Source organism: Herminiimonas sp. NPDC097707 (assembly GCF_044761395.1).
Lineage (GTDB): Bacteria > Pseudomonadota > Gammaproteobacteria > Burkholderiales > Burkholderiaceae_D > Oxalicibacterium.
The window spans coordinates 1,875,844-1,902,277 of record NZ_JBIWCI010000001.1 but is presented as its reverse complement, the minus strand read 5'-3'; the positions used below and the strand labels follow the sequence as shown (position 1 = coordinate 1,902,277).

Below are 26,434 nucleotides of genomic sequence, written 5' to 3'. Positions count from 1 at the left end.
GTGCCATGACTTCTCCTCGCATCCTTGTGGTTGACGATGAGGCAGATCTGCGTGAGTTGCTGGAGATTACGCTCATCAAAATGGGATTGGACATCGATAGTGCCGCAACGCTGGAAGCGGCGCGCGACTATCTGGCGAAGACTGAATATGCACTGGTGCTGACCGATATGCGCCTGCCGGATGGTTTGGGCATCGAGCTGGTGCAGGAAGTCACTGCACAATACAAGAACACACCGATTGCCGTGATTACCGCCTTTGGCAGTGCCGACAATGCAGTGATTGCATTGAAAGCCGGCGCCTTCGATTACCTGTCCAAACCGGTCGGCCTGGAACAATTGCGCGTGATGGTACGTTCCGCCCTGCGCATCAGCCAGGGTGTCGCCAGCGACAAGGCGAATCAGAAAGCGATTGCGCCAACCGCGTTGCGCCTGATGGGGCAATCCGATGCGATGCAGGCCTTGCGCGCACAAATCGCGCGTCTGGCGCGCAGCATGGCGCCGGTGGCAATCAGCGGCGAATCGGGTAGCGGCAAGGAATTGGCCGCACGCGATATTCATGCACAGAGCGCGCGCAACGATAAACCTTTTGTGGCGGTTAATTGCGGCGCGATTCCGGAAGCACTGATGGAAGCGGAATTTTTCGGTTACCGCAAAGGCGCGTTTACCGGTGCTGCGGACGATAGGGACGGATTTTTCCAGGCAGCAAACGGCGGTACGCTGTTACTGGATGAGGTCGCCGATTTGCCCTTGGCGATGCAAGTCAAATTGCTGCGTGCCATCCAGGAGCGCTGCGTGCGCAAGGTGGGGGCGACGGTGGAAGAGCCGGTCGATGTGCGCATTATCAGCGCAACGCACCAGAATCTGCACGACTGCGTAGGCAAGGGCACGTTCCGCCAGGATTTGTACTATCGCCTCAATGTCATCGAGCTGCATTTGCCGCCGTTGCGCGAACGGCTGGATGATATCGGTTTGCTGGCGCAAGCCATCCTGGTCCGGCTTGGCAGCGGCGAGCAGGCTGCCTTGTCGCCGGCAGCATTGGCCGCGCTGTGCAGCTATTCTTTTCCCGGCAATGTGCGCGAGCTGGAAAATATTCTGGAACGTGCACTGGCATTTGCCAACGACGGCTTGATCGAAGTGACGGATCTGGCGCTGAAAGCATCACCTCCGCTGAATACTGCGCCTGTGTTGACGCCTGCCGCAGTCAGCCAGCCCATGCCGGATCAGGCTGAGCGTGAGATATCGACTCCGCCAGTACCGACCAGCGATATTCCGCAGTCCTTGCCCGATCATCTGGACGAGGTGGAGCGCGAGATCATTCGGCGCGCCTTGGCTAAAACCAGATTCAATCGAACGCAGGCGGCGGAATTGCTCGGCATCAGCTTCCGTCAGTTGCGTTACCGGATGCAACGATTGGATATCAATGCACCGGAATAAGGCTGCCATCCACGCATCCTTGCCGTTTCAGATCGATGCAAACGGTTGGGCGGCGGATGTTATGCGCCTGCCATCGCCGAATTTCGATCAGCGTGCGGAAGGAATGGACATTTCCTTACTGGTGATTCATAACATCAGCCTGCCTCCGGGACAGTTTGGCGGCCCGTTTATTGCCGACCTGTTCCTGAATCGGCTTGATTACGCTGCCGATCCGTATTTCGATCAGTTGCAACCCTTGCGCGTATCCGCTCATTTTCTGATTCGGCGCGATGGCACGGTCATGCAATTCGTATCAGCCAGAGACCGGGCGTGGCATGCAGGCGCATCTTCTTTTTGCGGGCAGGAGCGTTGCAATGATTTTTCGATCGGCATTGAACTCGAGGGCAGCGATTTCGAGCCATTCGAGGATGCACAATATGCATCGCTCGCATCGCTGACCGTGGCATTGAAACTGGCGTATCCGTTGCAGCATGTAAGCGGCCACGAACAGATTGCCCCCGGCCGCAAAACCGATCCCGGTCCGTTTTTTAACTGGGCGGAGTATCAAGCGCTTTATCGAAAAAAGTATGCGGAATTGCGAGCGAGTGCGGTGCAGGAACAGTTGCAAGGCAGGGCAGCGCTCGGTGATTTGCAGTTCTGCATAGTTTAAAAAATGCCTACTAGCAAGCCCAAACAAGGATATAAAAAAATATATCCGGAACGGGCAAGAAAGTGATTGCATCCCCGACCTGGTCGCACTAGAATTAGTGCAGATCATAACTTCCGCACTAGATGTAGTGGGTTTTGCCGATCTTCCTAAGGTCTGTTCAGCTGTTTGCTTCACCATAATTTGTCTATATATATACATATTATTAGCAGGGGCCCTGAGCAGATGTCACTCAATAAAAATTAAAACCAATAGAGTCCGTATAGACGTCGGGCGCAAGATGCGTCAGGCACGGTCGTCCATACAAAATACTTTCGCGAAAACGGCAACACCATGTTTTCTCTCTTACAACCAGCAGGACTATCGTTTTTAAAGGAGTTGTAATGCTCTCTACACAAGAAACTTCGGGCCAATCGCCGACGGAAATCAGCAACATCGCGCCTCTCGCGGTTGCCGCATCAACCCCTAGTGTCAATAGTGCAGCCTCGGGCGACTATCGCATCTTGCGTCGTAACGGTGCAGTGGTCGGTTTTGAGCCATCGAAAATTTCTATCGCGGTGACCAAAGCCTTTTTGGCTGTCAATGGTGGCCAAGGCGCCGCATCTGCGCGCGTCCGCGAACTGGTTGAGCAATTAACCGCGAATGTGGTGAATGCCCTGATGCGTCGCCAGCCGGCTGGCGGCACCTTCCACATCGAAGATATTCAAGATCAAGTCGAACTGGCTCTGATGCGTTCCGGCGAGCACGATGTTGCGCGCGCTTATGTCTTGTATCGCTTTAAACGCATGGAAGAACGCGCGCAGCAGCAAGCTGCCAAACCTGTCGTCGAATCCGAACATCAATTGCACGTTACTGAAAATGGTCAGCGTCGTCCGCTGGACATGAATCAGGTTCGTGATCTGATCACCGCAGCGTGCATCGGACTTGAAAAACACGTCGATGCAGACGCCATCCTGCGCGAAACAGTCAAGAATCTGTATGACGGCGTACCGGTTGAAGAATTGCACAAGTCGGCAATTCTGGCAGCGCGCGCGCTGATGGAAAAAGATCCTGCCTACAGCACCGTCACCGCACGTTTGCTGATGCATACCATCCGTAAAGAAGTGTTCGGCAAGGAAGTAGCGCAAGCCAATGCACCGGCAGAGTATCTGGTCTACTTTGCAGAATTCATCAAAAAAGGCATTGCAGCAGAACTGCTCGACGCCAAACTGGGTGAATTCGATCTGAAAAAACTGGCAGATGCACTGAAACCGGAACGCGATTTGCAATTCGGCTACCTCGGTCTGCAAACCTTGTATGACCGTTACTTCCTGCACATTGCCGATCAACGTATCGAAATGCCGCAAGCGTTTTACATGCGTGTTGCGATGGGCCTGGCGCTGAACGAAGCGAATCGCGAAGAACGTGCAATCGAGTTCTACAATCTGTTGTCGAGTTTTGACTTCATGAGCTCGACACCGACCCTGTTCAATTCCGGTACCCAGCGTTCGCAACTGTCGTCATGCTATTTGACAACAGTGGCCGATGACCTGGGTGGCATTTACGATGCTATCAAGGAAAACGCATTGCTGGCGAAATATGCCGGCGGTCTGGGTAATGACTGGACGCCAGTTCGTTCCCTCGGCGCGCATATCAAAGGCACCAACGGCCGTTCACAAGGTGTGGTGCCATTCCTGAAGGTCGTCAACGACACCGCTGTTGCGGTTAATCAGGGTGGCAAACGCAAAGGTGCAGTCTGCGCCTACCTGGAAACCTGGCACATGGATATCGAGGAATTCCTCGATCTGCGTAAAAACACCGGTGATGATCGCCGTCGTACGCATGACATGAATACTGCCAACTGGATTCCCGATCTGTTCATGAAGCGCGTGATGGAAAAAGGCGAGTGGACCCTGTTCTCGCCATCCGACGCACCGGACTTGCATGACAAAGTCGGCAAGGCATTTGAAGAAGCCTACACCGGTTACGAAGCCAAAATAGCGCGTGGCGAGTTGAAGCTGTTCAAGAAAATCCAGGCATTGGATCTGTGGCGCAAAATGCTGTCCATGCTGTTCGAAACCGGTCATCCATGGATCACATTCAAGGATCCTTGCAACATCCGTTCACCGCAACAGCACGTTGGCGTGGTTCACAGCTCGAACCTGTGCACCGAGATCACATTGAATACCAATGAATCGGAAATCGCAGTCTGCAACCTGGGTTCGGTCAACATGCCGGCCCATATGAAAGACGGCAAGCTGGATCACGTCAAGCTGCAAAAAACGATCCGTACCGCGATGCGCATGCTCGATAACGTGATCGACATCAACTATTACGCCGTCAATAAAGCGCGTGACTCGAACCTGCGTCACCGTCCAGTCGGCCTCGGCATCATGGGTTTCCAGGATTGCCTGCACATGATGCGCATTCCGTATGCATCCAACGACGCCGTGCAGTTTGCCGATAATTCGATGGAAGCAGTTTGCTATTACGCTTACTACGCATCGACCGAACTGGCAGAAGAACGCGGCCGCTACAGTTCGTACACAGGTTCCCTGTGGGATCGTGGCATCCTGCCGCAAGACTCGCTGAAATTGCTGGCTGATGAACGTGGCGCCCAATATCTGGAAGCAGATTACAGCGAAACCTTTGACTGGACACCGTTGCGCGCACGCATCAAGGAATTTGGCATGCGCAATTCCAACTGCGTCGCCATTGCTCCGACTGCGACGATTTCGAACATCATCGGCGTCTCGGCCTGTATCGAACCGACATACCAGAATTTGTATGTCAAATCGAACCTGTCCGGCGAATTTACCGAGATCAATGGATATCTGGTCCGTGATTTGAAAGCCCGTGGCTTGTGGGATGAAGTCATGATTTCCGATCTCAAGTACTTCGACGGCAGCCTGGCGAAGATCGATCGTATTCCGCAAGATCTGCGCGACATCTACGCAACGGCCTTCGAAGTTGAGCCTTCATGGCTGGTGGAAGCTGCATCGCGTCGTCAAAAGTGGATCGATCAGGCGCAATCGCTGAATATCTACATGGCTGGCGCATCGGGCAAAAAACTCGACGATACCTACAAGCTGGCATGGTTGCGCGGCCTGAAAACCACCTACTACCTGCGTACCATGGGTGCAACGCATACCGAAAAATCGACCTCCAAAACCGGCGCATTGAATGCAGTTGATTCCGGTGGTGGGTCGTCTGCTGCCGCGCAATCTGCGGCAGAGACGGATGGTCCGGCGTGCATATTGCGTCCAGGCGATGCCGGATTTGAAGAATGCGAAGCCTGCCAGTAACACAGGTATTCGAGACGTAAAAAATGACACTCTTGATGTTGTACTGAACTTGAGTTCGATAATGCTGACAAAGCCATATGGGGTTTTGTCAGCATGAACAGTTCAGCCGGCATCAGCACAATACGAATAAGGAAATAAATCATGCTAAGTTGGGATGAAGAAGCCAAACCTGCAGCGCCGCAAGCGCAGCCGGCCTTGCAACCGGCCTTGCAACAGGTACGCGATGCTGCCGCGCAACGCGTACAAGCTCAGGATGTCGCGCTGGACCCTACAGTGGTGGCTAGCCAGCCGACTGCTGCCATCGATCCAACCCGTCGCATGGACGCTGCCGACAAGCGCATCATCAATGGAAAGACGGACGTCAATCAGCTGGTTCCGTTTAAATACAAATGGGCGTGGGACAAGTATCTGGCCGGCTGTGCAAATCACTGGATGCCGCAGGAAATCAACATGCAGCGCGACATCGAACTGTGGAAAAATCCTAATGGTTTGACCGACGACGAACGTCGTCTGGTGAAGCGCAACCTCGGTTTTTTCGTCACTGCCGATTCTCTGGCCGCGAATAACATTGTGCTCGGAACTTACCGTCACATTACAGCGCCTGAGTGCCGCCAGTATTTGTTGCGCCAGGCATTTGAAGAAGCGATCCACACACACGCATATCAATATATTGTTGAATCGCTGGGTCTGGATGAAGGCGAAATCTTCAATGCGTACAACGAAATCGAATCGATACGCGACAAGGATCAATTTCTGATTCCGTTTATCGACGTGTTGACCGATCCGCATTTCACCACCGGCACCACAGAAAACGATCAAACATTATTGCGTTCGCTGATCGTGTTCGCGTGTCTGATGGAAGGCTTGTTCTTCTACGTCGGCTTCGCGCAGATCCTTGCGCTCGGCCGTCAAAACAAGATGATGGGTGCGGCAGAGCAGTATCAATATATTTTGCGCGACGAATCGATGCACTGCAATTTCGGGATCGATTTGATCAACACGATCAAGCTCGAAAATCCGCATTTGTGGACGCCGCAATTTCGCGATGAAATTAAAGCGTTGTTTTTACGCGCAGTAGAGTTGGAATATCGTTACGCAGAGGATACAATGCCGCGTGGAGTGCTTGGACTGAATGCTCCCATGTTCAAAGGTTATTTGAGATTTATCGCAAATCGTCGCGCGCAACAAATCGGTTTGGAGCCGATGTTCGAACAAGAGGAAAACCCTTTCCCTTGGATGAGCGAAATGATTGATCTGAAAAAAGAGCGCAACTTTTTTGAGACACGTGTCATCGAATACCAGACCGGTGGAGCGCTCAACTGGGAGTAGGAAAGTTGAGCAGCACCTTGAATATGCAGTCGCATAAATATGAATCACAAGACTGCAAAAACAGGAAAGGCAATAACCAAATTTAATGAACAGTAGAAGACCTATACGATCTCATCTGCTCAAGCCGCACCACCTGATTCAGTCAGGTGTGGCGGCTTTTTCCTTTAAAAAAGGTTTGTTTTTCGGAAACAGAATTCCAATGCCGGCATGATTGCTGGCGTTTTTTTTGGCTAATGCAGTAGCGTCGCTACGCAATACGCATAGTCATGTAAGGCTGAAGTGCTGCATAAGTGAGGGGATGCAGCAGTTCAGCTGGTGCCAAATTCATTAGCGCAAGCAAGAGTACGCTTGTGCCGATGAATAATCCGCCAGTTTCATCGCGATGGAACTGGCGGGTTTCCAATAGAAGCTTGATTTTTTCCATCACGTGAAGGAGAAACAAAATGGCAACAGCAGCAAAAAAAACAGCAGCCAAGAAACCCGCTGCCAAGAAAGCAGTAGCAAAAAAACCTGTAGCAAAAAAAGCTGCAGCTAAAAAACCAGTAGCGAAAAAAGCCGTAGCTAAAAAGCCAGTGGCTAAAAAAGCTGTAGCGAAAAAAGTAGTTGCCAAGAAAAAACCGGTAGCGAAAAAAGCCGTAGCTAAAAAGCCAGTGGCTAAAAAAGCTGTAGCGAAAAAAGTAGTTGCCAAGAAAAAGCCGGCAGCGAAAAAAGCCGTAGCTAAAAAGCCAGTGGCTAAAAAAGCTGTAGCGAAAAAAGTAGTTGCCAAGAAAAAACCGGCAGCGAAAAAAGCAGCAGCTAAAAAGCCAGTAGCTAAAAAAGCTGTAGCGAAAAAAGTAGTTGCCAAGAAAAAACCGGCAGCGAAAAAAGCAGCAGCTAAAAAGCCGGTAGCGAAAAAAGCCGCGCCTAAAAAGGTAGCAGCGAAGCCGGTAGCTAAAAAAGCCGCACCTAAAAAGGTAGCAGCCAAACCTGTCGCTAAAAAAGCAGCGCCGAAAAAAGCAGCACCGAAAAAAGCGGCCGCGCCTAAAAAGCCAGCCGCCAAACCGGCAGCAGTAGCTGCACCTGCGGTAAAAACGGTGTTGAATCCGGCAGCGGCATGGCCGTTTCCAACCGGCACCCGTCCGTAAATTCAGGTTCGCCTGGATGCGCCTGATTAAATTCAGGCACAATCCGCTGTGTGGCTTTATGTCGCACAGCGGATTTTTTTTAAGGAGTTTTCGTGCTGGACAGTATATTTACACTGATTATCGATACCGTTGCCATCGTGCTGGCAGGTGCCTTGCTACTTAGATTCTGGATGCAGGCGGTACGTGTTCGCCCGCCGATGGAGATTGCGCAGTTCACCTATCAGCTGACTGACTGGCTGGTGCGGCCGTTGCGGCGTGTACTGCCCGGTGCCGGCGGTTACGATTGGGCCAGCCTGATAGGGGCATTTCTGGTGGCGTTGATTGCCACTGCGTTTACAGTCTGGTTGCGCGGCGTCTTTTCGCCGCAGGCAGTATTGCTGCTGGCGCTACTGCGTGTTTGTCAGTGGGCGCTGTATGGTTTGATCGGTTTGATCTTGATTGAAGTTATTTTCAGCTGGGTCAATCCACGTGCGCCGCTGGCACCGTTTGTCCGTGCCCTGAACGATCCGCTGATGCGGCCTTTGCGTCGCATCGTACCTTTGCTGGGAACCATCGATTTATCGCCGTTGGTCGCGCTGATATTGCTGCAGATTGCGATTCAACTGGTGACCACTGCGGTAGGATCGTTGCTGTAATTTTTGTCACTGCTGACGGCTGGATGTGCCATCAGCAGTTTCACAGCGGCTCTTACAGTCGATAACCGAAGGCCTGATGGAAGCGCTCATCGATTTCGGCACGTGAGAGCACGTGGTTTTGCGGGCCCTGATGGGTAATCTTGATGGAGCCCATCAAACTGGCCAGGCGGCCGGTGGTCGGCCAATCAAGATTATTGGTCAAACCGAACAGCATGCCGGCACGGAAGGCATCGCCGCAGCCGGTTGGATCGACAACCTTATCCACCTTGACGCACGGAATTGCCAGACGCTCGTTATTGGTAAAAATTTCTGCGCCTTGTTCTCCGCGTGTGACGACCAGTGCGGACACGCGTTCTGCGATTTGCGCCAGCGACAGGCCGGTGCGCTCGGTCAATAATTCTGCCTCGTAATCATTCACCGCTACATAGGTCGCCAGTTCGATGAACTGCTTCAGTTCGTCGCCGTTAAACATCGGCAAACCCTGGCCCGGATCGAAGATGAACGGGACGTTCAAATCAGCGCATTGCTGCGCATGCTGCAACATGCCGTCGCGACCGTCCGGTGCGATGATGGCAACGGCGACAGGGCCGGCGTCTGCAACGGTGTTTTCATGCGCAAATGTCATTGCGCCCGGATGAAAGGCGGTGATCTGATTGCTGTCCGTATCGGTGGTGATGAATGCCTGTGCGGTATACGATGTTTCTATCGTCTTGATGCATTGTTGCGAAATCTGCAGTTTTTGCAGACGATCGCGATAATCTGCGCCATCCTGACCTATGGTTGCCATGATGAGCGGATCGCCGCCCAGCAGTTTCAGGTTGTAGGCGATATTGCCGGCGCAGCCGCCGAATTCGCGGCGCATCTCGGGGACGAAAAAGCAGACATTGATTTTATGCAGTTGGTCGGCCAGCAGCGCTTCAGAAAAGCGGCTTTGGAAAGACATGATCGTATCGAAGGCCAGCGAACCGCAGATTAATGATTTCATGGGTAAGAGAGGTAAATATAAATAATGGAAGCGGGAAATTGGTCGCAATCATACACCGTGCATGCCTTGAATGGCGCGGCAGGGTGATTCAGGGAAATCAATTCAATCAGACTGCTGCATTTGATGTGACGCCATGTTCAAGGATAAAACAGATAGACGCGATAACCGGAAGCCTTGATTTGCGTCAGTTCAAAAGACAGCTTGACGGTATGTTCGCTACTGGCTGCAAATCCGGCGCGCACTTCGGCTGCGCTCAGATAGTCAGCTGGCGCGAATACGCGACGCAACAAAGGTTTTTCGTTGGCATCGTTCAGCGTCAGTTCGATGTGCGGCCAGGTTTGCAGGCTATCGCTGTAGTTGCGTAGCAGCGTAGTGAGCACAAAGGTATCCTTGCTTTCGGCCAGGGTTTGCAACTCGCTGGATTCAATAGACACGGCGGCAATCTGCGCCGGCAGGTCGATGCGGCAGGAAAATACATCGCATAGCTGCGTCAGCAAGGGTTTGGTTTGCGGGAACTGGCCGGCAATCTGGTTGCGGAATAAATACGTGCCTTGTGCCAGTGCGGCAAGAAACAAAATGAGGCAGCCTATGCCGAGTAGCGCACGTAACTTGCCCCCCATTTTTTGCTTGCGGCGCGCGTGCTTGAGGAAGGCTGGCTCTTCTTCGTCTTCGATGTCCGCTTCATCCGGGGGCGGAGTGCTGCGGGTTTTTCCCTTGACGGATTTTTTGCTGTTGCGCCAGGGCTTGCGTTGCAAGTCCTCGATCGCCTCGTCCAGCTCGTCTGGAGCATTCGGATCGAACGACTGTGCGCTCTTTTCGGCGCGACTGAATTCCTGGGTGTCGCTGGCATCCTGCTCGACGTTGGCACCATGCGACGGGAAGTCGCGCGTGAAATCCAGCAGCGTCATGCGTTGCAGTGGGTCGTCCGCTCTGTGTATTGCTGCAGGTACAGTTGCTTCAATGTCGGATTCGATCGCGATGCCGGACTCAGGTTCGGATTCGGATTCAGTTTCGAATGCCGTCGGGATATCAAAATCAATTTTGTCGGATGCGAGATGCGCATCCGGCGTGGTGTTCGCCTCAACAACATCAGTCTCTGCTTCAGCCATGTCGTCAGATGCTGCGGGCAGGGGAGTTTCCATTGCCACGGCAGCCGGCGCGATGAATGCGGCTGGCGCTGCAGCAAAGGCTGCTGCCGGTTCAACAACTGCCGGTTCTGCATCGGTAGGAGGCAGAAGATGCTCGATGCCGTTGAAAATTTCCTTGCAGTGACCGCAACGTACCAGTCCTGCGCGCAATTTCAATTGATCGTGCACGACGCGAAACGTCGTCTGGCAGTGGGGACATTGCGTCGCGAGTGCCATGGCGTTTGCTTACTGCCCGTCTGGGACGGTGACGGGTGAGCGGCCGGCCAGTGCGACCCAGCCTTCCTGCTCTGCCCACACGGTCAAGGCGATGAACGGCGCATAGGCAGCGGCAACTTCATCAACCTGCGTGGCCAGTACGCCGGACAAGACCAGCTGGCCGCCCGGATTGACGCGACCTGCCAGCATGGGTGCCATCAGCTTCAAGGGATTGGCAAGGATGTTGGCGACCACTACGTCAAAGGTATGCGCATGTCCGGATGTTGCGAATTCATCCGGCAGGTAATAGGCAACATCGCAATGATTGCGTTCGGTATTGAATACTGCAGACTGAATGGCTTGCGGATCGATATCGATACCGATAACAGTATCAGCGTCGAGTTTTTTCGCAACCATGGCAAGAATGCCGGATCCGCAACCGTAATCGAGTACGCTCAAGCCGATCGGTGCGTGGGTTTCCAGCCACTCCATGCACAAGCGCGTGGTGGGATGGCTGCCGGTGCCGAAGGCCAGGCCGGGATCCAATTCCAGTACGAGTGCTGCTGGATCGGGTGCATCGTGCCAGCTCGGCACGACCCAGATATTCTTGCCGATATGTATCGGTTCGAATTGTGATTGCGTCAAACGCACCCAATCTTGATCGCCGACATTGCGTAAAGTGAAAGCGAGATCTGCAGCAGCGAGGCCTATGCTTTCTGCTGCTTCTGCAACGATTGCGGCTTGATCTGCTTCAACTGGAGTAAGCGCGACGACACGACTGCGTTCCCATGCGGCTTCGGTTGGCTCCATGCCAGGCTCGCCGAAGAGTGGTTGCTCGGCATCGGTGCCGAAGTCAGCATCTTCTACCGAGACCGATAAGGCACCGGCGTCGAACAGGGCATCGGATAGTGCCTCCGCATGCGTACGTGCGACTTCGATCACAATTTCGGTCCAGCTCATGCATACCCCAATTAATTTACTGTGCAGCCCATTATATGGGCTTAACGTGCCGGAAATGGCGGGTGAATAATGATTTCGCCGCAACAGCAGAGGTTTTCTATTGTTGCGGCGATGGTGCTGCGCGCCTTCAGGAAAATCAGGACAGGGCTGGCCTGTCTGACGTCATCCTAGGCTTTTGGTTCTTTTGGCAGATCAGGCTTGTTTGCCAGCTTTTGCTCGAGATAATGGATGTTGGTGCCGCCTTCGATGAAGCGGGCATCCACCATCAGTTCGCGATGCAACGGAATGTTGGTCAAAATACCTTCGACGACCATTTCCGACAATGCGATCTGCATGCGCTTGATGGCTTGTTCGCGCGTGGCGCCGTATGAAATCACCTTGCCGACCATCGAATCGTAATGCGGCGGAACGTAGTAACCGGCATATGCATGCGAATCGACGCGTATGCCAGGACCGCCAGGCGCATGCCAGGAAACGATCTTACCTGGCGATGGCGTGAACTTGAACGGGTCTTCGGCATTGATGCGGCATTCGATTGCATGACCGTTCAGAACGATGTCGCGCTGGCGATAACGCAGTTTTTCACCGGCGGCGATGCGGATCTGTTCTTGCACAATGTCGATGCCGGTAATCATTTCTGTTACCGGATGCTCGACCTGCACGCGGGTATTCATTTCGATGAAATAGAATTCGCCGTTTTCATACAGGAACTCGAAGGTGCCGGCGCCGCGATAACCCATCTTGCGACAGGCTTCGGCACAACGATCGCCTATGCGTTCTATGGTTTTGCGCGGGATGCCGGGCGCAGGCGCTTCTTCCAGTACTTTCTGGTGGCGGCGCTGCATCGAGCAATCGCGCTCGCCCAGCCAGATGGCATTTTTGTGCTCATCGGCCAGGATCTGGATTTCCACGTGACGCGGATTTTCCAGATACTTCTCCATATAGACTTCCGGATTGCCGAAGGCTGAACCTGCTTCGGTTTTGGTCATCGTCACGGCATTCAGCAACGCCGCTTCGGTATGCACCACGCGCATGCCGCGTCCGCCGCCGCCGCCAGCTGCCTTGATGATGACCGGGTAGCCGACCTTGCGTGCAGTTTGAATGATTTCCTTCGGGTCGTCCGGCAGGGCGCCATCCGAGCCGGGTACGCACGGTACGCCAGCCTTGATCATCGTCTGCTTGGCTGTCACCTTGTCGCCCATCATGCGGATGGATTCAGAACGCGGACCGATGAAGACAAAACCGGATTGTTCTACGCGCTCTGCAAAATCGGCGTTTTCAGAGAGGAAGCCGTAACCGGGATGAATGGCTTCGGCATCGGTTACTTCCGCCGCGCTGATGATGGCCGGCATGTTCAGATAGCTCAGCGTGGAAGGCGCAGGGCCGATACATACGGACTCGTCGGCCAGCTTGACGTATTTGGCGTCGCGGTCCGCTTCGGAGTGAACGACCACGGTTTTAATGCCCATTTCTCGGCAGGCACGCTGGATACGAAGTGCGATTTCGCCGCGATTGGCAATGAGAATTTTTTCAAACATAGTGGAAACGGGACTCGTCGTTATAGGATGGAATCAAATCAGCGGCTCGAAGGGGAGCGGCATGTCGCCGAACTCCCGCCTTCAGCTATTAGCCGATGATGAATAACGGCTGACCGAACTCGACTGGCTGACCATTTTCGACCAGGATTTCCTTGATAACGCCGGTGGCGTCCGCATCGATTTCATTCAACAGCTTCATTGCTTCAATAATGCAAAGGGTGTCGCCTTCTTTTACTGTCGAACCGACTTCGACGAATGTCGGCGAGCCTGGTGCGGAGGAGCGGTAAAAAGTGCCGACCATAGGCGACTTGACGACATGGCCTTTGATCTCGGCGACGACAGGAGCTGCCGCTGCGACAGGTGCGGCAACGGGTGCTGCTGCCGGGGCGTACTGCTGGCCACCTTGCGGCTGCATCATGACGACCTGATTTTGCGGTACCGGCGACGATTTGACGATGCGAACTTTGCTTTCACCTTCGGTGACTTCCAGTTCTGCTATGTCCGATTCGGCGACCAGATCGATAAGGGTCTTGAGCTTGCGTAAATCCATGTGCAATTCCTTGGAGAATTTAGTTTTTATGATTAAAGATGTCGGCAATTATAAGGCATTTGCCGACAAATGGTGGAAATTAGAGCTTTTTAAGCGCAAATGAGATGGCGGCTGTATAGCCGTCTGTACCTAATCCGCAGATCACGCCGACAGCGATGCCGGACAGATAGGAGTGATGGCGGAAGGCCTCGCGCTGATGAATATTGGAGACGTGCACTTCAACAAATGGCAATGCAACCGATGCCAAGGCATCCCGTAATGATACGCTGCTATGCGTCAGTCCGCCCGGATTGATGATGATCGCATCGATGCCTTCCTTGCCGGCGGCTTGAATGCGGTCTATCAGAACACCTTCATGGTTGCTCTGAAATGCAGTCAGCTTGGCGCCGGCCTGGCTAGCCTGTTCGGTAGCAGCGCGTTCGACGTCGGCCAGCGTAGCCGAGCCATAGACCTCAGGCTCGCGCGAACCCAGCAGATTCAGGTTCGGGCCATTCAATAAAAGGATGTTTTTTGCCATGGAGATGCAACTCCGTTTGACGATGATGGCCGCATTTTGCCGCTAAATGGCGTTGATTGGCAAGGAAAAATCTCGTCTTTACTCTAAAGAGAATGGATGTCTGCCCGTAGCTGCTCCATCTTCAGACGCCCAAGATATGTTTTTTTGACATCGCCGTTGGGGCCGATAATGACGGTGAAAGGCAGGCCGCCCGCCTGATTGCCGAACTGTCTGGATAACTCGGTGCCGGTCATTCCGGCAATATAAAGCGGGTAGGAAATTTTATATTTGGCGGCAAATTCACGAATATTGCTCGGGTTATCGATGCCGAGGCCCAGTATCTGTATGCCTTGTGGCGCCAGCTCGGTTTGCAGGGCGGTCAGTTCCGGCATTTCTTCCACACACGGCGCGCACCATGTCGCCCAAAAATTCACTATCAGTGTTTTGCCCTGCCATTGGGACAGCGCATGCATCTTGCCATCGGCATCTTCCAGTTGTTGGGCAAAGAAGGTCGCCACTGCTGGCGATTCAGGCGCAGCCGGTGTGTGATGTCGGTTCCCAAAGTAAATGCCTATACCGGCAAATACCAGGGCAAAGACACCAAATACAAATACATTGCGTTTCATTTCTGCTCATTTCCTTCTGTAACAAGAGCCCGTACGGACTCGATATCGGCGCGTTCCTGCCGGCCGGAGGGTGATTTTTTGACGGCGCCGCGCAAATCGTCGGTTTCATACAGTGCCAGGTGCACGCCTTCCTGCTGCCACATGAAACTCAGCGTTTCTACCGTTTCGTTGTGGCCCTTGAAGTGGGGAGATTCCGATACTTCAAAATCGATGCGCTTGTTCATCAGGTAAATTTCAACCTCTTTCGGGCTGTCAGCGAACAATTGCAGATGAATATCCGAATGCGCGCCGGCAGTGCCGTTCAAGACTGCGCCCGTCAGATGCGGCTGGAACGGCGCCAGTTCGGCCATCAGGCGCACAGCCAGAGTGCGTAAATGGAGTAGGCGGGCCGGTTGCGTGTCGCCGAAAAACAGTTCGTTATATAGACGCACCTCATCTTCAAGCAGTGCATTGTCGGGCAAGACATCGCCGCGAACCTTGTTGTTGCCAAGTATTTGTTTGGCGGCCTTGCGCTTGGCGGTGCCGTAGTCAACGCCGTCTTCGGCAATCATGCGGGCTGCTGCTGCGGCGATTTCGGCGCGCAGCAATTCGGTATCGGATAGGGAGCGGGTAGACATGGCGCGAATGATACTCCCGCCGACACAAGCCCGTCGTCAGGTAAAATCTCGTTATTCCAATCCGAAATTGTACAATGCATATTCATATACTTGGCGTTTGCGGCACCTTCATGGGTGGTTTGGCGGTGCTGGCAAAGGCTGCCGGCCATACGGTTACCGGTTGTGATGCCAACGTCTACCCGCCCATGAGCACGCAGCTCGAAGCGCAGGGCATCAAACTCATCGAAGGTTTTGGCACTGAGCAGCTGGGCCTGGAGCCGGACTTGTACGTCATCGGCAACGTCGTCTCGCGCGGCAATCCATTGATGGAGGAAATCCTCAATCGCGGTCTGCCTTATACTTCCGGCCCGCAATGGATAGGTGAACATATATTGCAAGGCAAGTGGGTGCTTGCTGTCGCTGGTACGCATGGCAAAACGACGACTTCCTCCATGCTGGCCTGGATACTGGAAGACGCCGGTTACGATCCCGGCTTCCTGATCGGCGGCGTACCGATGAATTTCGGCATTTCAGCGCGCCTGTCCGGCACCGGCAAGGAATCATCCTTTTTTGTGATCGAAGCCGATGAGTACGACACAGCCTTTTTCGACAAGCGCAGCAAATTTGTTCATTACCGTGCGAAAACCGCGATTCTGAATAATCTGGAATACGACCACGCCGATATCTTCCCGGATCTGGCAGCCATCGAAACACAGTTCCATCATCTGGTGCGCACCGTGCCCGGCCTTGGCCGCGTGATTGCCAACGCACGTGAAGAATCCCTGCAGCGTGTGATCGAGCGCGGTTGTTGGAGCGAAACCGAATGGTTCGGCAGCAAGGGACGAGACGGTTGGGCCATGACGACGCACGACGACGACACTTTCGATGTTTTCTTCAATGGCGAACTGCAAGGCACCGTGCAGTGGGCGCTGAACGGCGAACATAACCGCATGAATGCGCTGGCGGCGATTGCCGCCGCGCGCCACGTTGGTGTGTTGCCGGCGCAGGCGATTGCCTCGCTGGGGCAGTTTGAAAACGTCAAGCGCCGCATGGAATTGCGCGGCGTGGTCAACGATATCGCGGTATACGATGATTTCGCCCATCATCCGACTGCGATTGCGACCACGGTGGCGGGTTTGCGTAAAAAAGTTGGCGCCGCACGCATTCTGGCGGTGCTGGAGCCGCGCTCGAATACGATGAAACTCGGCACGATGAAACAAGCATTGCCTGGCAGCCTGCTCGATGCCGATCTGGTGTTCGGTTATGGCGCCAGCGGTAACGGCAAGGATGCGCTTGGCTGGGATCTGGCGGAAGCGCTGGCGCCGCTGGGCGACAAAGGCAGCGCTTTCAACGATTTGAATGCACTGGTAGCGGCGATTGCAAAAAACGCGCAACCGGGCGATCAGATTCTGGTCATGAGTAATGGCGGCTTTGGCGGCGTGCATCAAAAAATTCTGGATGTGCTGGCGCAATGATTTTGTATCTGCACGGTTTTCGTTCATCGCCGTTATCGAGCAAAACCAGTTTGCTGGCGGCACGCATGCAGGCGCTTGGGCGCGGCGATGAATATATTTGCCCGCAATTGCCGGCCTCGCCGCGTGCCGCGGTGGAACTTGCGCTGGAAATAGCCAGTAACATCGCACCAGCTGAGCTGACCTTGATCGGTTCCTCGCTGGGTGGCTATTACGCTACCTGGCTTGCAGAGAGATTGGGATGTCGTGCCGTTTTGCTCAATCCTGCCGTGCATGCGGCACGCGATCTGGCAACGCAGGTCGGTGTCAAAACGCAATACCACTCGAACGAACCATTTGAGTTCAAGGCTGAGTATATTGAAGAATTGAAGGCGCTGGAGGTGCAGCAAACGACGCATCCGGAGCGCTATTTCTTGATTGCCGCAACGGGCGATGAGCTGCTCGACTGGCGTGAAATGGTGGCGCAATTCCCGCACGCACGGCAACGCGTGATTGAGGGTAGTGATCACGGTTTATCCGATTTTGCACAGTACGCGGATGAGGTGCTGGCTTTTTGCGGCGTAGCTGCAGGAGCGGCGCAGTGAGGCATCAAGCGAGAAGCCGTGCGGTGTCGCAAGCGCAATGGTTTTCGCATGTGAATGGCGTCAGTCCGTCGCAGATTATGCGGCACTGGCTGACCGATACGATGTCGCTGACGAAGAAGCTGATCGCCCGTTGCGAATGTTTTCGCGTACAACGTCTGGCACAACGGCGGGCGCTGGCACTGCCGGATGAAGTGGCGGCAGTTGCGTTGCCGCGCCGCGTCAAGATACAGGAGCGCGAGGTGCTGTTGCGTTGCGATGAAAAAGCGATGGTCTATGCGCATACGATCGTGCCGCTTTCCGCTACCGCATCCGACTGGCCGTTTTTCGGACGCCTCGGCGAACGCTCACTGGGAACGACCTTGTTTGGCGATCCGCGGGTGTGGCGCGGCGAACTGGAATATGCACGTCTGCATGCGCAGCATCCGCTGGCGATGCGTGCAGCGGCAGCACTGGATATCCGCCTGCACGGGCCCTTGCTGGCGCGTCGCTGTTTATATAAGCGAGGCAATGGCCTGTTGCTGGTCACTGAAGTTTTTCTGCCGGAGATAGTCCGCCTCTGGCCAAACCCAAACGCATAAGGGTGCACTGAATAAATGAGTTATTGATTCCTGCGGTACGTGCAGAATCGATAATCAAGTGCACCTGTTCGACGAACTATTAAACAAGAAAAGTATTGAATGAATCTATTTTTTGACGAATCCGGTGACTTCAAGGCCGGCGTATCGATGTCGCAGCAAGGCGAGGCATTTCAGGTTGAAATGCCTTCTGGCAAGCGGACCAAAGTACGCGCCAAGGATGTGCTGCTGCAATTTGCGACGCCATCTCCAACCGAATTCATGGCGGATGCACATGCCATAGCAGAAGAAATCGATCTCGATTTTCTGTGGGAAGTGGCGGGGCAGGAAGAGTTCGGTTTCGCCGAATTGGGCACAGAATATTTTGGCCATGCACCCAAGCCGCATGAGGCTGCGGGTTTGATCCTGCGTTTGCATGCGGCGCCGATTTATTTCTACAAGAAAGGCAAGGGCCGCTACAAGGCCGCGCCGGAAGCATCGTTGAAAGCGGCGCTGGCTGGCGTGGAAAAGAAACGTCAACAGGCCTTGATTCAGGCGCAATACGTTGCAGAGTTGAAGGCCCATCGCCTGCCGGAAGCAATGCGTCCGCTGGTGCGGCAACTGCTGTTCAAGCCGGACAAGAATTCCATCGAGTACAAGGCGCTGGATGCCGCGTGCAGCGAATTGCAGATTGCGCCGCAGCGTCTGATGCTGGCCGTCGGAGGCATAGCCTCGGCTAAGGAACTGCATTTCTCCAAGTTCCTGTTTGAGTCTTTCCCTAAAGGCCTGGCATTTCCCGACATCACGATTCCCGTGCTGCCCGATTTGCCGCTGGCCGATGTACAGGCATTTTCCATCGATGATGTGACAACCACGGAAATCGACGATGCGATGTCGGTCACACGGCTGCCGGATGGCAATGTGTGCATCGGCATTCATATCGCGGCTCCGGGTTTGGGCATCAAGCGCGACGATGCGCTGGATGCGATTGCGCGTCAGCGTTTGTCGACCGTCTATATGCCGGGCGACAAGATCACGATGCTGCCGGACGAACTGGTCGATGCCTTCACGCTGGCTGAAGGCAAGGTTTGTCCCGCGCTGTCGCTGTATGTGACGCTGGACCCGGCTGACTGGTCGATGATTGTCAGCGAAACGCGTGCCGAACGCGTGCCGATTGCCGCCAATTTGCGCCATAACGATCTCGACGCCTATGTGACGGAAGAAAATCTTGCTGCAGATGTCGGCGATTATCCCTACAAGGACGATATTTCCCTGCTGTGGAAATGGGCGCAGGTGCTGGAGCAGGGCCGCATGGCCAAACGCGAAAGTTTCGGTTTGCGGCCGGAGCAGAATAATCGCGTCGATTTCAACTTCTACGTTGAAAACGATGTGGTCTCGATTCAGCGGCGCAAACGTGGCGCACCGCTAGACAAGATCGTGGCGGAGCTGGCGATCCTGACCAACAGCAGTTGGGGCAAACTGCTGCACGAACATGGCGTGCCCGGCATTTATCGCGCACAAGGCGGCGGTTCGGGCAACGGCTGGGCGGCGAAGATGCAGGTGCGCATGCAGACGCACGCCGCGCCGCATCAGGGCCTGGGTGTCGATCAGTATGCATGGAGCACTTCGCCTTTGCGCCGCTATACCGATCTGGTCAATCAATGGCAGATTCTCGCGTGCGTCGATAATGGAGTGACCGCACAACTGGTGGCGCCGTTCAAGCAACGCGATGCGGATCTGTTCGCAATCGTTTCCGCATTCGATGCCGCGTACAGTGCCTATGCTGCGTTCCAGGCCGACATGGAACGCTATTGGTGCCTGCGCTGGCTGAGTCAGGAGAAAGGTGCAGATGAAACCATCAAGGTCGAAGCGACCGTATTGAAGGAAGAAATACTGCGCCTGACCGATATTCCGCTGGTCATCAAATTACCCGGTATGCCGCAGGTCGCACGCGGTTCGCAAGTCCGGCTCGATCTGTTGCGTTGGGATGAAGTCGATTTGACGATAGAAGCGCGTCTGCTCGACATTACGCAAGATGCGAGCGAGATGCCGCAAGTCGAGCTTGATGAGGACATGAGCGAAGATCTGCTGGAAGGCGATGCCGAACCGGTGCCGGATGAGCAGGCCGCAGCTGAGGCACTGCAAAAGCCGCTGGAAGAATCGCTGGAAAAACCAGCATCCACTGCAGCGCCGGAATAAGCGATGGCAACTTGCTTAAATTCGGCTGGCGTTTGCCGTAGAATTCATCCCTTCTATTGTTAGCGACAGCCATTTCACGCGTGAAATCCTTACTCCAGAATCGGCCTCTTACCATCGCCGTCGCCGTGTCCGTGCTGGCGCATGCTGCGTTGCTGGCTGTGCACTTCACGGCACCGGAAGCGTTCAAGTTCCAGCCGACCGATCCCGGGCTGGAAGTGATACTGGTCAACGCCAAGCACGACAAGGCGCCGCTGAAAGCCGATGCGCTGGCGCAAGCCAATCTCGATGGTGGCGGTAATGCGGATGCCGGGCGTGCCAAATCGCCGTTGCCGGATTTGCGTAAAAGCGAAGATGGCGATAGCGCCAAGGCGGCCAGACGCAAGGTAGAAGAACTGGAGCGGCATCAGCAGAAGCTGTTGTCGCAGTTAGCCAGGAAAACCCCGTTCCGTGCGCCACAGGTGACGGATGTAGAGCCGGTGAAAGACCTGCCGCCACAACGCAATGCAACCGATATGCTGGATAGCGCCAAAGCCTTGCTGCGTCGCGAAGCGGAAATTGCGCGCAGTGTAGAGGACTACAACAAGCGGCCGAAAAAAACACAGGTAACGCCGAGTACCCGCGAGGTTGGTTATGCTGCGTATTACAAAGCCTTTCAGGATCGGATAGAAAAATACGGCACGCTGAACTTCCCGCAGAAAGACGGCAAGAAGTTATATGGCGATCTGATTCTCTTCATTCCGATTTTTCAGGATGGCACGATCTACATGAAGGATGGCGGGCCGCGGGTTGAGCGTTCTTCCGGCAATCCGGCGCTGGATCAGGCGGCATTGAATATCGTCCGGCGTTCCGTCCCCTTCGGTAAATTTCCCGAACATATGCGTTCCAGCGGCAAGGACGATGTATGGGAAATCATTACGCGCTTCAGCTTCACGCGCGACGACGCGCTGCAAACAGAGACACGAGGACAATGAGTGAGCACCATGACTGACCGCTATGCCGTGATCGGCAATCCGATCGCACACAGCAAATCGCCGGATATTCATGCGCGATTCGCCGCACAGACGCAGCAGGATATGCGTTACGAACATCTGCTGGCACCGTTGGACGGCTTTCTGGCAACAGTGCAGGATTTCGTGCGCAATGGCGGCAAGGGTTTGAATGTAACGGTGCCCTTCAAGCTGGAAGCGTATGCGCTGGCGACGGCGCTGACCGAACGCGCGCGTGCTGCCGGCGCAGTCAATACCTTGAAGTTCGATGGCGCTGAAATGCTGGGCGACAATACCGATGGCTTTGGTCTGGTCAGCGATATTGTGCACAATGCCAAGGTTGCGATCGCCAATAAATCGGTACTCCTGCTGGGCGCCGGTGGCGCGGCGCGCGGCGTACTCCTGCCTTTGCTGCACGAACAGCCGGCCAGACTGGTATTGGCCAATCGCACACACAGCAAAGCGCTGGATCTGGCGCATCGATTTGCTGCGCAGCCGCGTCTGAAAGTCAGCGCATTTGCAGATCTGGACGATTCCTTTGATATCGTGATCAACGCAACGGCGGCCAGCCTGGCATCGGAAGTGCCGCCGATTTCACCGCGCGTTTTTGCTGCGCATACGCTGGCTTACGACATGATGTATGGCGCACAGCCGACAGCCTTCATGCGCTTTGCGGCGCAACACGGTGCGACTGTGCGCGACGGACTTGGCATGCTGGTGGAGCAGGCGGCGGAATCGTTTTATCTATGGCGCGACGTACGCCCCGAGACCGCTGCGGTATTTGCAGAGTTGCGTGCGCAGCTCTAGATCTTGCGCGATCCGCGCTTCCACTTGAATCGATAAAATGAAAACTCTGCGCAAGCTGTTGTTCTGGCTGATACTGCTGCCGATTTTGCTGGTTTTGCTGATGCAGCTTTATTTCTTTTTGCAGATAGGCTGGTGGGTCAATCACAATCCCGAGTCGACCAGCTTCATGCGGCAGCAATTATCGGTCTTGCAGGACAAGAATCCGCAAGCGCAGCTCAAGCATAAATGGGTTCCGTACAAGCGCATTTCCAATAATCTGAAACGTGCGATCATCGCCTCGGAAGACTCCAATTTTTCCGGCCATGAAGGCATAGACTGGGGCGCGCTGGAAAAAGCCCATGAAAAAAATATCAAAAAAGGCAAGGTGGTGGCGGGCGGTTCGACCATCACGCAGCAACTGGCAAAGAATCTGTTTCTGTCCGGCGATCGCAGCTATATCCGCAAAGGGCAGGAAGTGGTGATTACTTATATGCTCGAATACTGGATGGACAAAGAGCGTATTTTTGAAATTTATTTAAATGTAGTCGAGTGGGGCGTCGGCGTTTTTGGCGCCGAAGCGGCCGCCCAGCATTATTACGGCACGTCGGCGGCTCAACTGAGTGCGCCACAGGCGGCGCGGCTGGCGGTCATGTTGCCCAATCCGCGTTTCTACGACACGCATCGCGGCACCGCTTATCTGGGACGTCGAACGGGATTGATTCTGCGTCGTATGGGTTCGGCTGAATTGCCGCGATAACAAAAGAATATGTCAACCGGAGTGGCTTGCCTGCCGTTGGACTTGTCAGTACACTTGCGCTGTTTTCGTTTCCGGAGACCCGTCTTGGGTAGTCCTTATTTATGTTGTCAGCCGTTTTTGACGGTCAATCTGCGAGATAGCGCTTAACGCTTACGCTCCCTAGCGCCTCTCGCCGATTCGGTGGGTGGTCGCGTCCTGGCCTGTGTAGTTTGTTGCATGGCCGCGTTCCCTCAAAATTTATAACCCTGTAGAGTTTGCCCTGCAGGATGAGTTGTGTGTTTCATCAGTAATGGCTGGTGTCTCTGGCGCGACCGGGAGAGCTAATGATTAATGTATTTGTATTGCAAAATGGCCGCCTGAATCAGGTCAACATCGACAGGCGCGAGGATCTGGAAAATTCCATGCCGGTATGGGTGGACCTGACCGATCCCAGCGACGAAGAGCGCGACTGGGTCAGGAGTATTTATGGCGTGACCTTGCCGGGCGAAGATAATTTCAAGGATATCGAAGCATCGGCCCGTTATTACGAAGCGGAAAACGGCGATTTGCATCTGCGTACCGATTTCCTGCTGGAGGAAGATGATGGTCCGTCGCGGGTCATTACCGTCGCTTTCATTCTGGCCAGGGATATGTTGTTCTCGCTGCATTCGGATGATTTGCCTATCTTCCGTCTGGTACGCATGCGCGCGCGCTCGCGTCCCGGCTCGATTGCCGATTACAAGGATGTCCTGCTTGATCTGTATGCGACCGATGCCGAATATTCGGCAGATGCGCTGGAAGGCGTGTATGAAAGCCTGGATGAAGTGAGCCGGGCGGTGCTGCAGGAAGAGCTGACCGATAAGGATGCTGCCAGTGCATTGAATGCGATTGCGCATGAAGAGGATTTGAACGGTCGTATTCGGCGCAACATGATGGATACGCGTCGCGCCGTCAGTTTTCTGATGCGTGGGCGCTTGCTGAATGCCGAGCAGTTTGAAGAGGCGCGGCAGATCATGCGCGATATCGAATCGCTGGACGGACACACCGCCTTCCTGTTCGACAAGATCAACTTCCTGATGGATGCAACGGTCGGTTTCATCAACATCAACCAGAATAAAATCATCAAGATTTTTTCCGTCGCATCGGTCGCATTTTTGCCGCCGACCCTGATCGCCAGTATTTACGGGATGAACTTCAAGGTCATGCCGGAGCTGGATTGGACCTTCGGCTATCCGCTGGCCGGCGTGCTGATGCTCGCTTCTGCCATTGCACCGTTCTGGTATTTCCGTCGTCGGGGCTGGCTCAAGACATAAAATGAATTATCCACGCGCATAATCGCAGAATGCGCGTGGATAATTTTTATTGACTCAACTGTGCAAATGCCTGACGCGCAGCCTGAATGCTGGCCTCGATAATTGCATCGTCGTGCTGTGCGGACACGAAGCCGGCTTCAAACGCCGATGGCGCAAGATAAACTCCCGCATCCAGCATGGCATGGAAGAAGGTGTTGAAATGCGCGACATCGCATTTCATCATCTCCGAATACGACTGCGGTTTTTCAGCGGCGAAGTACATGCCGAACATGCCGCCGACCGAATTGGCGCTGAAGGCGATATTCGCTGTGCGCGCCGCGGCACTCAAGCCCGCGACCAGTTTGCTGGTTTGTGTTGCCAGCGACTCATAGAATCCCGGTACCTGGATCAACTTCAGCGTTGCCAGGCCGGCTGCGACGGTGACCGGATTGCCCGACAATGTTCCCGCCTGATACACGCCGCCGAGTGGCGCCAGATGCTGCATCAAATCTGTGCGTCCGCCGAATGCCGCCACCGGCAAGCCGCCGCCGATGACTTTTCCCAGCACCGTCAGATCGGGCTTGATATCGTACATCGATTGCGCGCCGCCGAGCGCGACGCGGAAGCCGGACATTACTTCATCGAATATCAGCACGGCACCGTATTGCGTACAGACGCGGCGCATGGCTTGCAGGAATTCCGGCGTGGCAGGCAGTAGATTCATGTTGCCGGCAACCGGCTCGACGATCACGCAGGCAATCTGGTCGCCGATTTCCTTGAACGTATCTTCGAGTTGCTGCGGATTGTTATAGTCCAGCACCAGCGTGTGCTTGGCAAAATCTTCCGGTACGCCGGCGGAAGTCGGGTTGCCGAAGGTCAGCAAGCCGCTGCCGGCTTTTACCAGCAGCGAATCGGCATGGCCGTGATAACAGCCTTCAAACTTGATGATCTTGTCGCGGCCGGTTGCGCCGCGTGCCAGGCGCAGGGCGCTCATTGCCGCTTCGGTGCCGCTGGAAACCAGACGCACCTGTTCGATCGATGGCACCAGCTGGCAGATCAATTCCGCCATCCGGATTTCACCTTCGGTCGGCGCGCCGAAACTTAGGCCGCGTGTCGCCGCATCTTGTACCGCCTTGACGACGTCCGGGTGCGCGTGACCGACAATGGCCGGCCCCCACGAACCGATGTAATCGATGTAGCGCCTGTCGTCGGCATCCCAGAAGTAAGGACCTTCAGCGCGGGTAATGAAGCGCGGCGTACCGCCGACGGAACGGAAGGCGCGGACTGGCGAATTGACGCCGCCCGGCGTACTTTTTTGGGCGCGGGCGAAAAGAATTTCGTTATTGGATGACATGCGAGAACCGTGAAATGAAAAAAGAAGTTACTGAAGTGGCGGCGTGAGATCGATTTCTTCGTCAGATTCACGCGCCCAGAAATAGCGGTCGGGCACCAGCTTGCCCATGCCCAGACGCTGTGCATTGGCGATAGAGGCAACGGTGAATTCCTGTGCTTCGAATGTGGCTTCCGGAATGTCCAGGCCATTTGCCAGTAATGCCGCAATGGTTGCGGCCAGTGTGGCGCCGGCACCGCTGTATGAGCCGGAAATGCGTTGCCAGTTGTCGCGACGGATGATGCCGCCTTCATCGAACAGCGTGTTGGCAACGTCAGTCAAATCGGATGGCGTGCCGGTGACGAATACATATTCGCAGCCCATTTCGATCAAACGCATAGCATCGACTGCCATCATGTCTTCTTCTGACGGTTCGCGCCAGGTTTCAGCCATGCGTGCCAGTTCGACATTGGAGAGAATTAAAACGGTGGTTTGCGGGACCAGCAACTCGCGTATCGCCATCAGCATGTCTTCGCCTTCCGCTCCCTGATCGGGCAGCGAGGACAGGAAGGGATCGAAAATCAGCGGGATGTCCGGATAGTCGGAAACGATTTCTGCAATGGCGGAAACGTTTTCCACGCTGCCGACAGCGCCGACCTTGAAGGCGGCTACCGGCATGTCTTCCAGTACCACGCGCGCCTGATCGGATACCCAGTCGGCATCAATGATCTGCATGTCTTCGACTCGTGCGGTATCGCCGATGAATAGCGCGGTGACGACGGACAGGCCGTGGCAACCCATGGCGGCAAAAGAGGCCAGATCGGCCTGAATGCCGACGGCACCCACCGGATCAGTCGGGCCAAAGGTCAATATAAGCGGAGAAGTTTGGTTTTGCACGGCGGGTATATTAAGATAGCTGATTATGCATTTTACTTGAAGGGCTGTCTGCC

25 protein-coding genes are annotated in these 26,434 nt (G+C 54.7%); 14 read left to right on the top strand and 11 right to left on the bottom strand.

Going from position 1 to position 26,434, the window contains the following annotated elements; genetic code table 11:
* The first annotated feature begins 5 nt into the window (after positions 1-5).
* The 4 genes from ACIQW9_RS09165 (at position 6) to ACIQW9_RS09150 (ending at position 6,692) form a co-directional block, all read left to right on the top strand.
* Positions 6-1,433: a sigma-54-dependent transcriptional regulator gene (locus ACIQW9_RS09165; RefSeq protein WP_402335718.1), complete on the top strand. Its 1,428-nt coding sequence runs from the start codon at positions 6-8 to the stop codon at positions 1,431-1,433.
* Positions 1,420-2,082, top strand: a complete 663-nt coding sequence (gene ampD / locus ACIQW9_RS09160) for a 1,6-anhydro-N-acetylmuramyl-L-alanine amidase AmpD (protein WP_402335715.1) — start codon at positions 1,420-1,422, stop codon at positions 2,080-2,082. Before ACIQW9_RS09165 ends, ampD begins: the two co-directional genes overlap by 14 nt.
* A 380-nt stretch (positions 2,083-2,462) precedes the next feature.
* A complete protein-coding gene (locus ACIQW9_RS09155; RefSeq protein ID WP_402335713.1) occupies positions 2,463-5,363 on the top strand; it encodes a ribonucleoside-diphosphate reductase subunit alpha in 2,901 nt (966 codons plus the stop codon).
* A gap of 141 nt (positions 5,364-5,504) precedes the next feature.
* Entirely contained in the window at positions 5,505-6,692 is a 1,188-nt protein-coding gene (locus tag ACIQW9_RS09150) for a ribonucleotide-diphosphate reductase subunit beta (protein ID WP_402335710.1), read from the top strand.
* A gap of 247 nt (positions 6,693-6,939) precedes the next feature.
* Here ACIQW9_RS09150 and ACIQW9_RS09145 read toward each other — a convergent pair whose 3' ends face one another.
* Positions 6,940-7,119 carry a hypothetical protein gene (locus ACIQW9_RS09145; protein ID WP_402335707.1) on the bottom strand — a complete coding sequence of 60 codons (180 nt, stop codon included), beginning with the start codon at positions 7,117-7,119 and terminating at the stop codon, positions 6,940-6,942.
* 16 nt (positions 7,120-7,135) lie between these two features.
* On the opposite strand from ACIQW9_RS09145, the gene ACIQW9_RS09140 reads away from it, so the two are divergent.
* The gene (locus ACIQW9_RS09140) at positions 7,136-7,816 is read left to right on the top strand and encodes a histone H1-like DNA-binding protein (RefSeq protein WP_402335705.1); all 681 of its coding nucleotides are present in this window, start codon (positions 7,136-7,138) and stop codon (positions 7,814-7,816) included.
* A gap of 92 nt (positions 7,817-7,908) precedes the next feature.
* Complete coding sequence (locus ACIQW9_RS09135) at positions 7,909-8,451, top strand: YggT family protein (protein ID WP_402335703.1); 543 nt, start codon at positions 7,909-7,911, stop codon at positions 8,449-8,451.
* A 52-nt stretch (positions 8,452-8,503) separates the two neighbouring features.
* Here ACIQW9_RS09135 and ACIQW9_RS09130 read toward each other — a convergent pair whose 3' ends face one another.
* The 8 genes from ACIQW9_RS09130 to ACIQW9_RS09095 all read right to left on the bottom strand — a co-directional run bounded on the left by ACIQW9_RS09130 (position 8,504) and on the right by ACIQW9_RS09095 (position 15,566).
* A complete protein-coding gene (locus ACIQW9_RS09130; RefSeq protein ID WP_402335700.1) occupies positions 8,504-9,436 on the bottom strand; it encodes a carbohydrate kinase family protein in 933 nt (310 codons plus the stop codon).
* A 137-nt stretch (positions 9,437-9,573) separates the two neighbouring features.
* Positions 9,574-10,800, bottom strand: a complete 1,227-nt coding sequence (locus tag ACIQW9_RS09125; RefSeq protein ID WP_402335697.1) for a DUF3426 domain-containing protein — start codon at positions 10,798-10,800, stop codon at positions 9,574-9,576.
* Positions 10,801-10,809: 9 nt separating this feature from the next.
* Complete coding sequence (gene prmA, locus ACIQW9_RS09120) at positions 10,810-11,739, bottom strand: 50S ribosomal protein L11 methyltransferase (protein WP_402335693.1); 930 nt, start codon at positions 11,737-11,739, stop codon at positions 10,810-10,812.
* Positions 11,740-11,906: 167 nt separating this feature from the next.
* Positions 11,907-13,277 (bottom strand): acetyl-CoA carboxylase biotin carboxylase subunit, encoded by a 1,371-nt coding sequence (gene accC, locus ACIQW9_RS09115; RefSeq protein WP_402335690.1) that lies wholly within the window; start codon positions 13,275-13,277, stop codon positions 11,907-11,909.
* Positions 13,278-13,365: 88 nt separating this feature from the next.
* Entirely contained in the window at positions 13,366-13,827 is a 462-nt protein-coding gene (gene accB, locus ACIQW9_RS09110) for an acetyl-CoA carboxylase biotin carboxyl carrier protein (RefSeq protein ID WP_402335687.1), read from the bottom strand.
* Positions 13,828-13,906: 79 nt separating this feature from the next.
* Entirely contained in the window at positions 13,907-14,344 is a 438-nt protein-coding gene (aroQ, locus tag ACIQW9_RS09105; RefSeq protein ID WP_402335684.1) for a type II 3-dehydroquinate dehydratase, read from the bottom strand.
* Between the two features lie 83 nt (positions 14,345-14,427).
* Positions 14,428-14,949: a TlpA disulfide reductase family protein gene (locus tag ACIQW9_RS09100; RefSeq protein WP_402335682.1), complete on the bottom strand. Its 522-nt coding sequence runs from the start codon at positions 14,947-14,949 to the stop codon at positions 14,428-14,430.
* Positions 14,946-15,566, bottom strand: a complete 621-nt coding sequence (locus tag ACIQW9_RS09095; RefSeq protein WP_402335679.1) for a hypothetical protein — start codon at positions 15,564-15,566, stop codon at positions 14,946-14,948. Before ACIQW9_RS09095 ends, ACIQW9_RS09100 begins: the two co-directional genes overlap by 4 nt.
* 74 nt (positions 15,567-15,640) lie before the next feature.
* On the opposite strand from ACIQW9_RS09095, the gene mpl reads away from it, so the two are divergent.
* The 8 genes from mpl (at position 15,641) to corA (ending at position 24,175) form a co-directional block, all read left to right on the top strand.
* Entirely contained in the window at positions 15,641-17,020 is a 1,380-nt protein-coding gene (gene mpl, locus ACIQW9_RS09090; RefSeq protein ID WP_402335676.1) for a UDP-N-acetylmuramate:L-alanyl-gamma-D-glutamyl-meso-diaminopimelate ligase, read from the top strand.
* Entirely contained in the window at positions 17,017-17,601 is a 585-nt protein-coding gene (locus ACIQW9_RS09085; protein WP_402335673.1) for a YqiA/YcfP family alpha/beta fold hydrolase, read from the top strand. Before mpl ends, ACIQW9_RS09085 begins: the two co-directional genes overlap by 4 nt.
* Complete coding sequence (locus tag ACIQW9_RS09080; protein WP_402335671.1) at positions 17,598-18,179, top strand: chorismate--pyruvate lyase family protein; 582 nt, start codon at positions 17,598-17,600, stop codon at positions 18,177-18,179. Before ACIQW9_RS09085 ends, ACIQW9_RS09080 begins: the two co-directional genes overlap by 4 nt.
* 99 nt (positions 18,180-18,278) lie before the next feature.
* Positions 18,279-20,354 carry a ribonuclease catalytic domain-containing protein gene (locus tag ACIQW9_RS09075; RefSeq protein WP_402335668.1) on the top strand — a complete coding sequence of 692 codons (2,076 nt, stop codon included), beginning with the start codon at positions 18,279-18,281 and terminating at the stop codon, positions 20,352-20,354.
* A gap of 80 nt (positions 20,355-20,434) precedes the next feature.
* Entirely contained in the window at positions 20,435-21,325 is an 891-nt protein-coding gene (locus tag ACIQW9_RS09070) for a TonB C-terminal domain-containing protein (protein ID WP_402335666.1), read from the top strand.
* Between the two features lie 9 nt (positions 21,326-21,334).
* The gene (gene aroE / locus ACIQW9_RS09065; RefSeq protein WP_402337963.1) at positions 21,335-22,147 is read left to right on the top strand and encodes a shikimate dehydrogenase; all 813 of its coding nucleotides are present in this window, start codon (positions 21,335-21,337) and stop codon (positions 22,145-22,147) included.
* A 37-nt stretch (positions 22,148-22,184) separates the two neighbouring features.
* Positions 22,185-22,883, top strand: coding sequence for a monofunctional biosynthetic peptidoglycan transglycosylase (gene mtgA / locus ACIQW9_RS09060; RefSeq protein WP_402335663.1), 699 nt, complete (start codon positions 22,185-22,187; stop codon positions 22,881-22,883).
* 323 nt (positions 22,884-23,206) lie between these two features.
* The gene (corA, locus tag ACIQW9_RS09055) at positions 23,207-24,175 is read left to right on the top strand and encodes a magnesium/cobalt transporter CorA (protein WP_402335661.1); all 969 of its coding nucleotides are present in this window, start codon (positions 23,207-23,209) and stop codon (positions 24,173-24,175) included.
* 46 nt (positions 24,176-24,221) lie between these two features.
* Here corA and hemL read toward each other — a convergent pair whose 3' ends face one another.
* Positions 24,222-25,508 (bottom strand): glutamate-1-semialdehyde 2,1-aminomutase, encoded by a 1,287-nt coding sequence (gene hemL, locus ACIQW9_RS09050; protein ID WP_402335658.1) that lies wholly within the window; start codon positions 25,506-25,508, stop codon positions 24,222-24,224.
* 27 nt (positions 25,509-25,535) lie between these two features.
* Entirely contained in the window at positions 25,536-26,381 is an 846-nt protein-coding gene (locus ACIQW9_RS09045) for a hydroxymethylpyrimidine/phosphomethylpyrimidine kinase (protein WP_402335655.1), read from the bottom strand.
* Positions 26,382-26,434 lie beyond the last annotated feature (53 nt).

Coding starts and splice junctions, on each gene's coding strand:
- accC (WP_402335690.1), bottom strand. CDS start 13,277: ATGTTTGAAAAAATTCTCATTGCCAATCGCGGCGAAATCGCACTTCGT.
- ACIQW9_RS09155 (WP_402335713.1), top strand. CDS start 2,463: ATGCTCTCTACACAAGAAACTTCGGGCCAATCGCCGACGGAAATCAGC.
- ACIQW9_RS09095 (WP_402335679.1), bottom strand. CDS start 15,566: ATGTCTACCCGCTCCCTATCCGATACCGAATTGCTGCGCGCCGAAATC.
- accB (WP_402335687.1), bottom strand. CDS start 13,827: ATGGATTTACGCAAGCTCAAGACCCTTATCGATCTGGTCGCCGAATCG.
- ACIQW9_RS09150 (WP_402335710.1), top strand. CDS start 5,505: ATGCTAAGTTGGGATGAAGAAGCCAAACCTGCAGCGCCGCAAGCGCAG.
- corA (WP_402335661.1), top strand. CDS start 23,207: ATGATTAATGTATTTGTATTGCAAAATGGCCGCCTGAATCAGGTCAAC.
- ACIQW9_RS09125 (WP_402335697.1), bottom strand. CDS start 10,800: ATGGCACTCGCGACGCAATGTCCCCACTGCCAGACGACGTTTCGCGTC.
- ACIQW9_RS09140 (WP_402335705.1), top strand. CDS start 7,136: ATGGCAACAGCAGCAAAAAAAACAGCAGCCAAGAAACCCGCTGCCAAG.
- prmA (WP_402335693.1), bottom strand. CDS start 11,739: ATGAGCTGGACCGAAATTGTGATCGAAGTCGCACGTACGCATGCGGAG.
- mpl (WP_402335676.1), top strand. CDS start 15,641: ATGCATATTCATATACTTGGCGTTTGCGGCACCTTCATGGGTGGTTTG.
- ACIQW9_RS09085 (WP_402335673.1), top strand. CDS start 17,017: ATGATTTTGTATCTGCACGGTTTTCGTTCATCGCCGTTATCGAGCAAA.
- aroE (WP_402337963.1), top strand. CDS start 21,335: ATGACTGACCGCTATGCCGTGATCGGCAATCCGATCGCACACAGCAAA.
- ACIQW9_RS09130 (WP_402335700.1), bottom strand. CDS start 9,436: ATGAAATCATTAATCTGCGGTTCGCTGGCCTTCGATACGATCATGTCT.
- aroQ (WP_402335684.1), bottom strand. CDS start 14,344: ATGGCAAAAAACATCCTTTTATTGAATGGCCCGAACCTGAATCTGCTG.
- ACIQW9_RS09165 (WP_402335718.1), top strand. CDS start 6: ATGACTTCTCCTCGCATCCTTGTGGTTGACGATGAGGCAGATCTGCGT.
- hemL (WP_402335658.1), bottom strand. CDS start 25,508: ATGTCATCCAATAACGAAATTCTTTTCGCCCGCGCCCAAAAAAGTACG.
- ampD (WP_402335715.1), top strand. CDS start 1,420: ATGCACCGGAATAAGGCTGCCATCCACGCATCCTTGCCGTTTCAGATC.
- ACIQW9_RS09075 (WP_402335668.1), top strand. CDS start 18,279: ATGAATCTATTTTTTGACGAATCCGGTGACTTCAAGGCCGGCGTATCG.
- ACIQW9_RS09100 (WP_402335682.1), bottom strand. CDS start 14,949: ATGAAACGCAATGTATTTGTATTTGGTGTCTTTGCCCTGGTATTTGCC.
- mtgA (WP_402335663.1), top strand. CDS start 22,185: ATGAAAACTCTGCGCAAGCTGTTGTTCTGGCTGATACTGCTGCCGATT.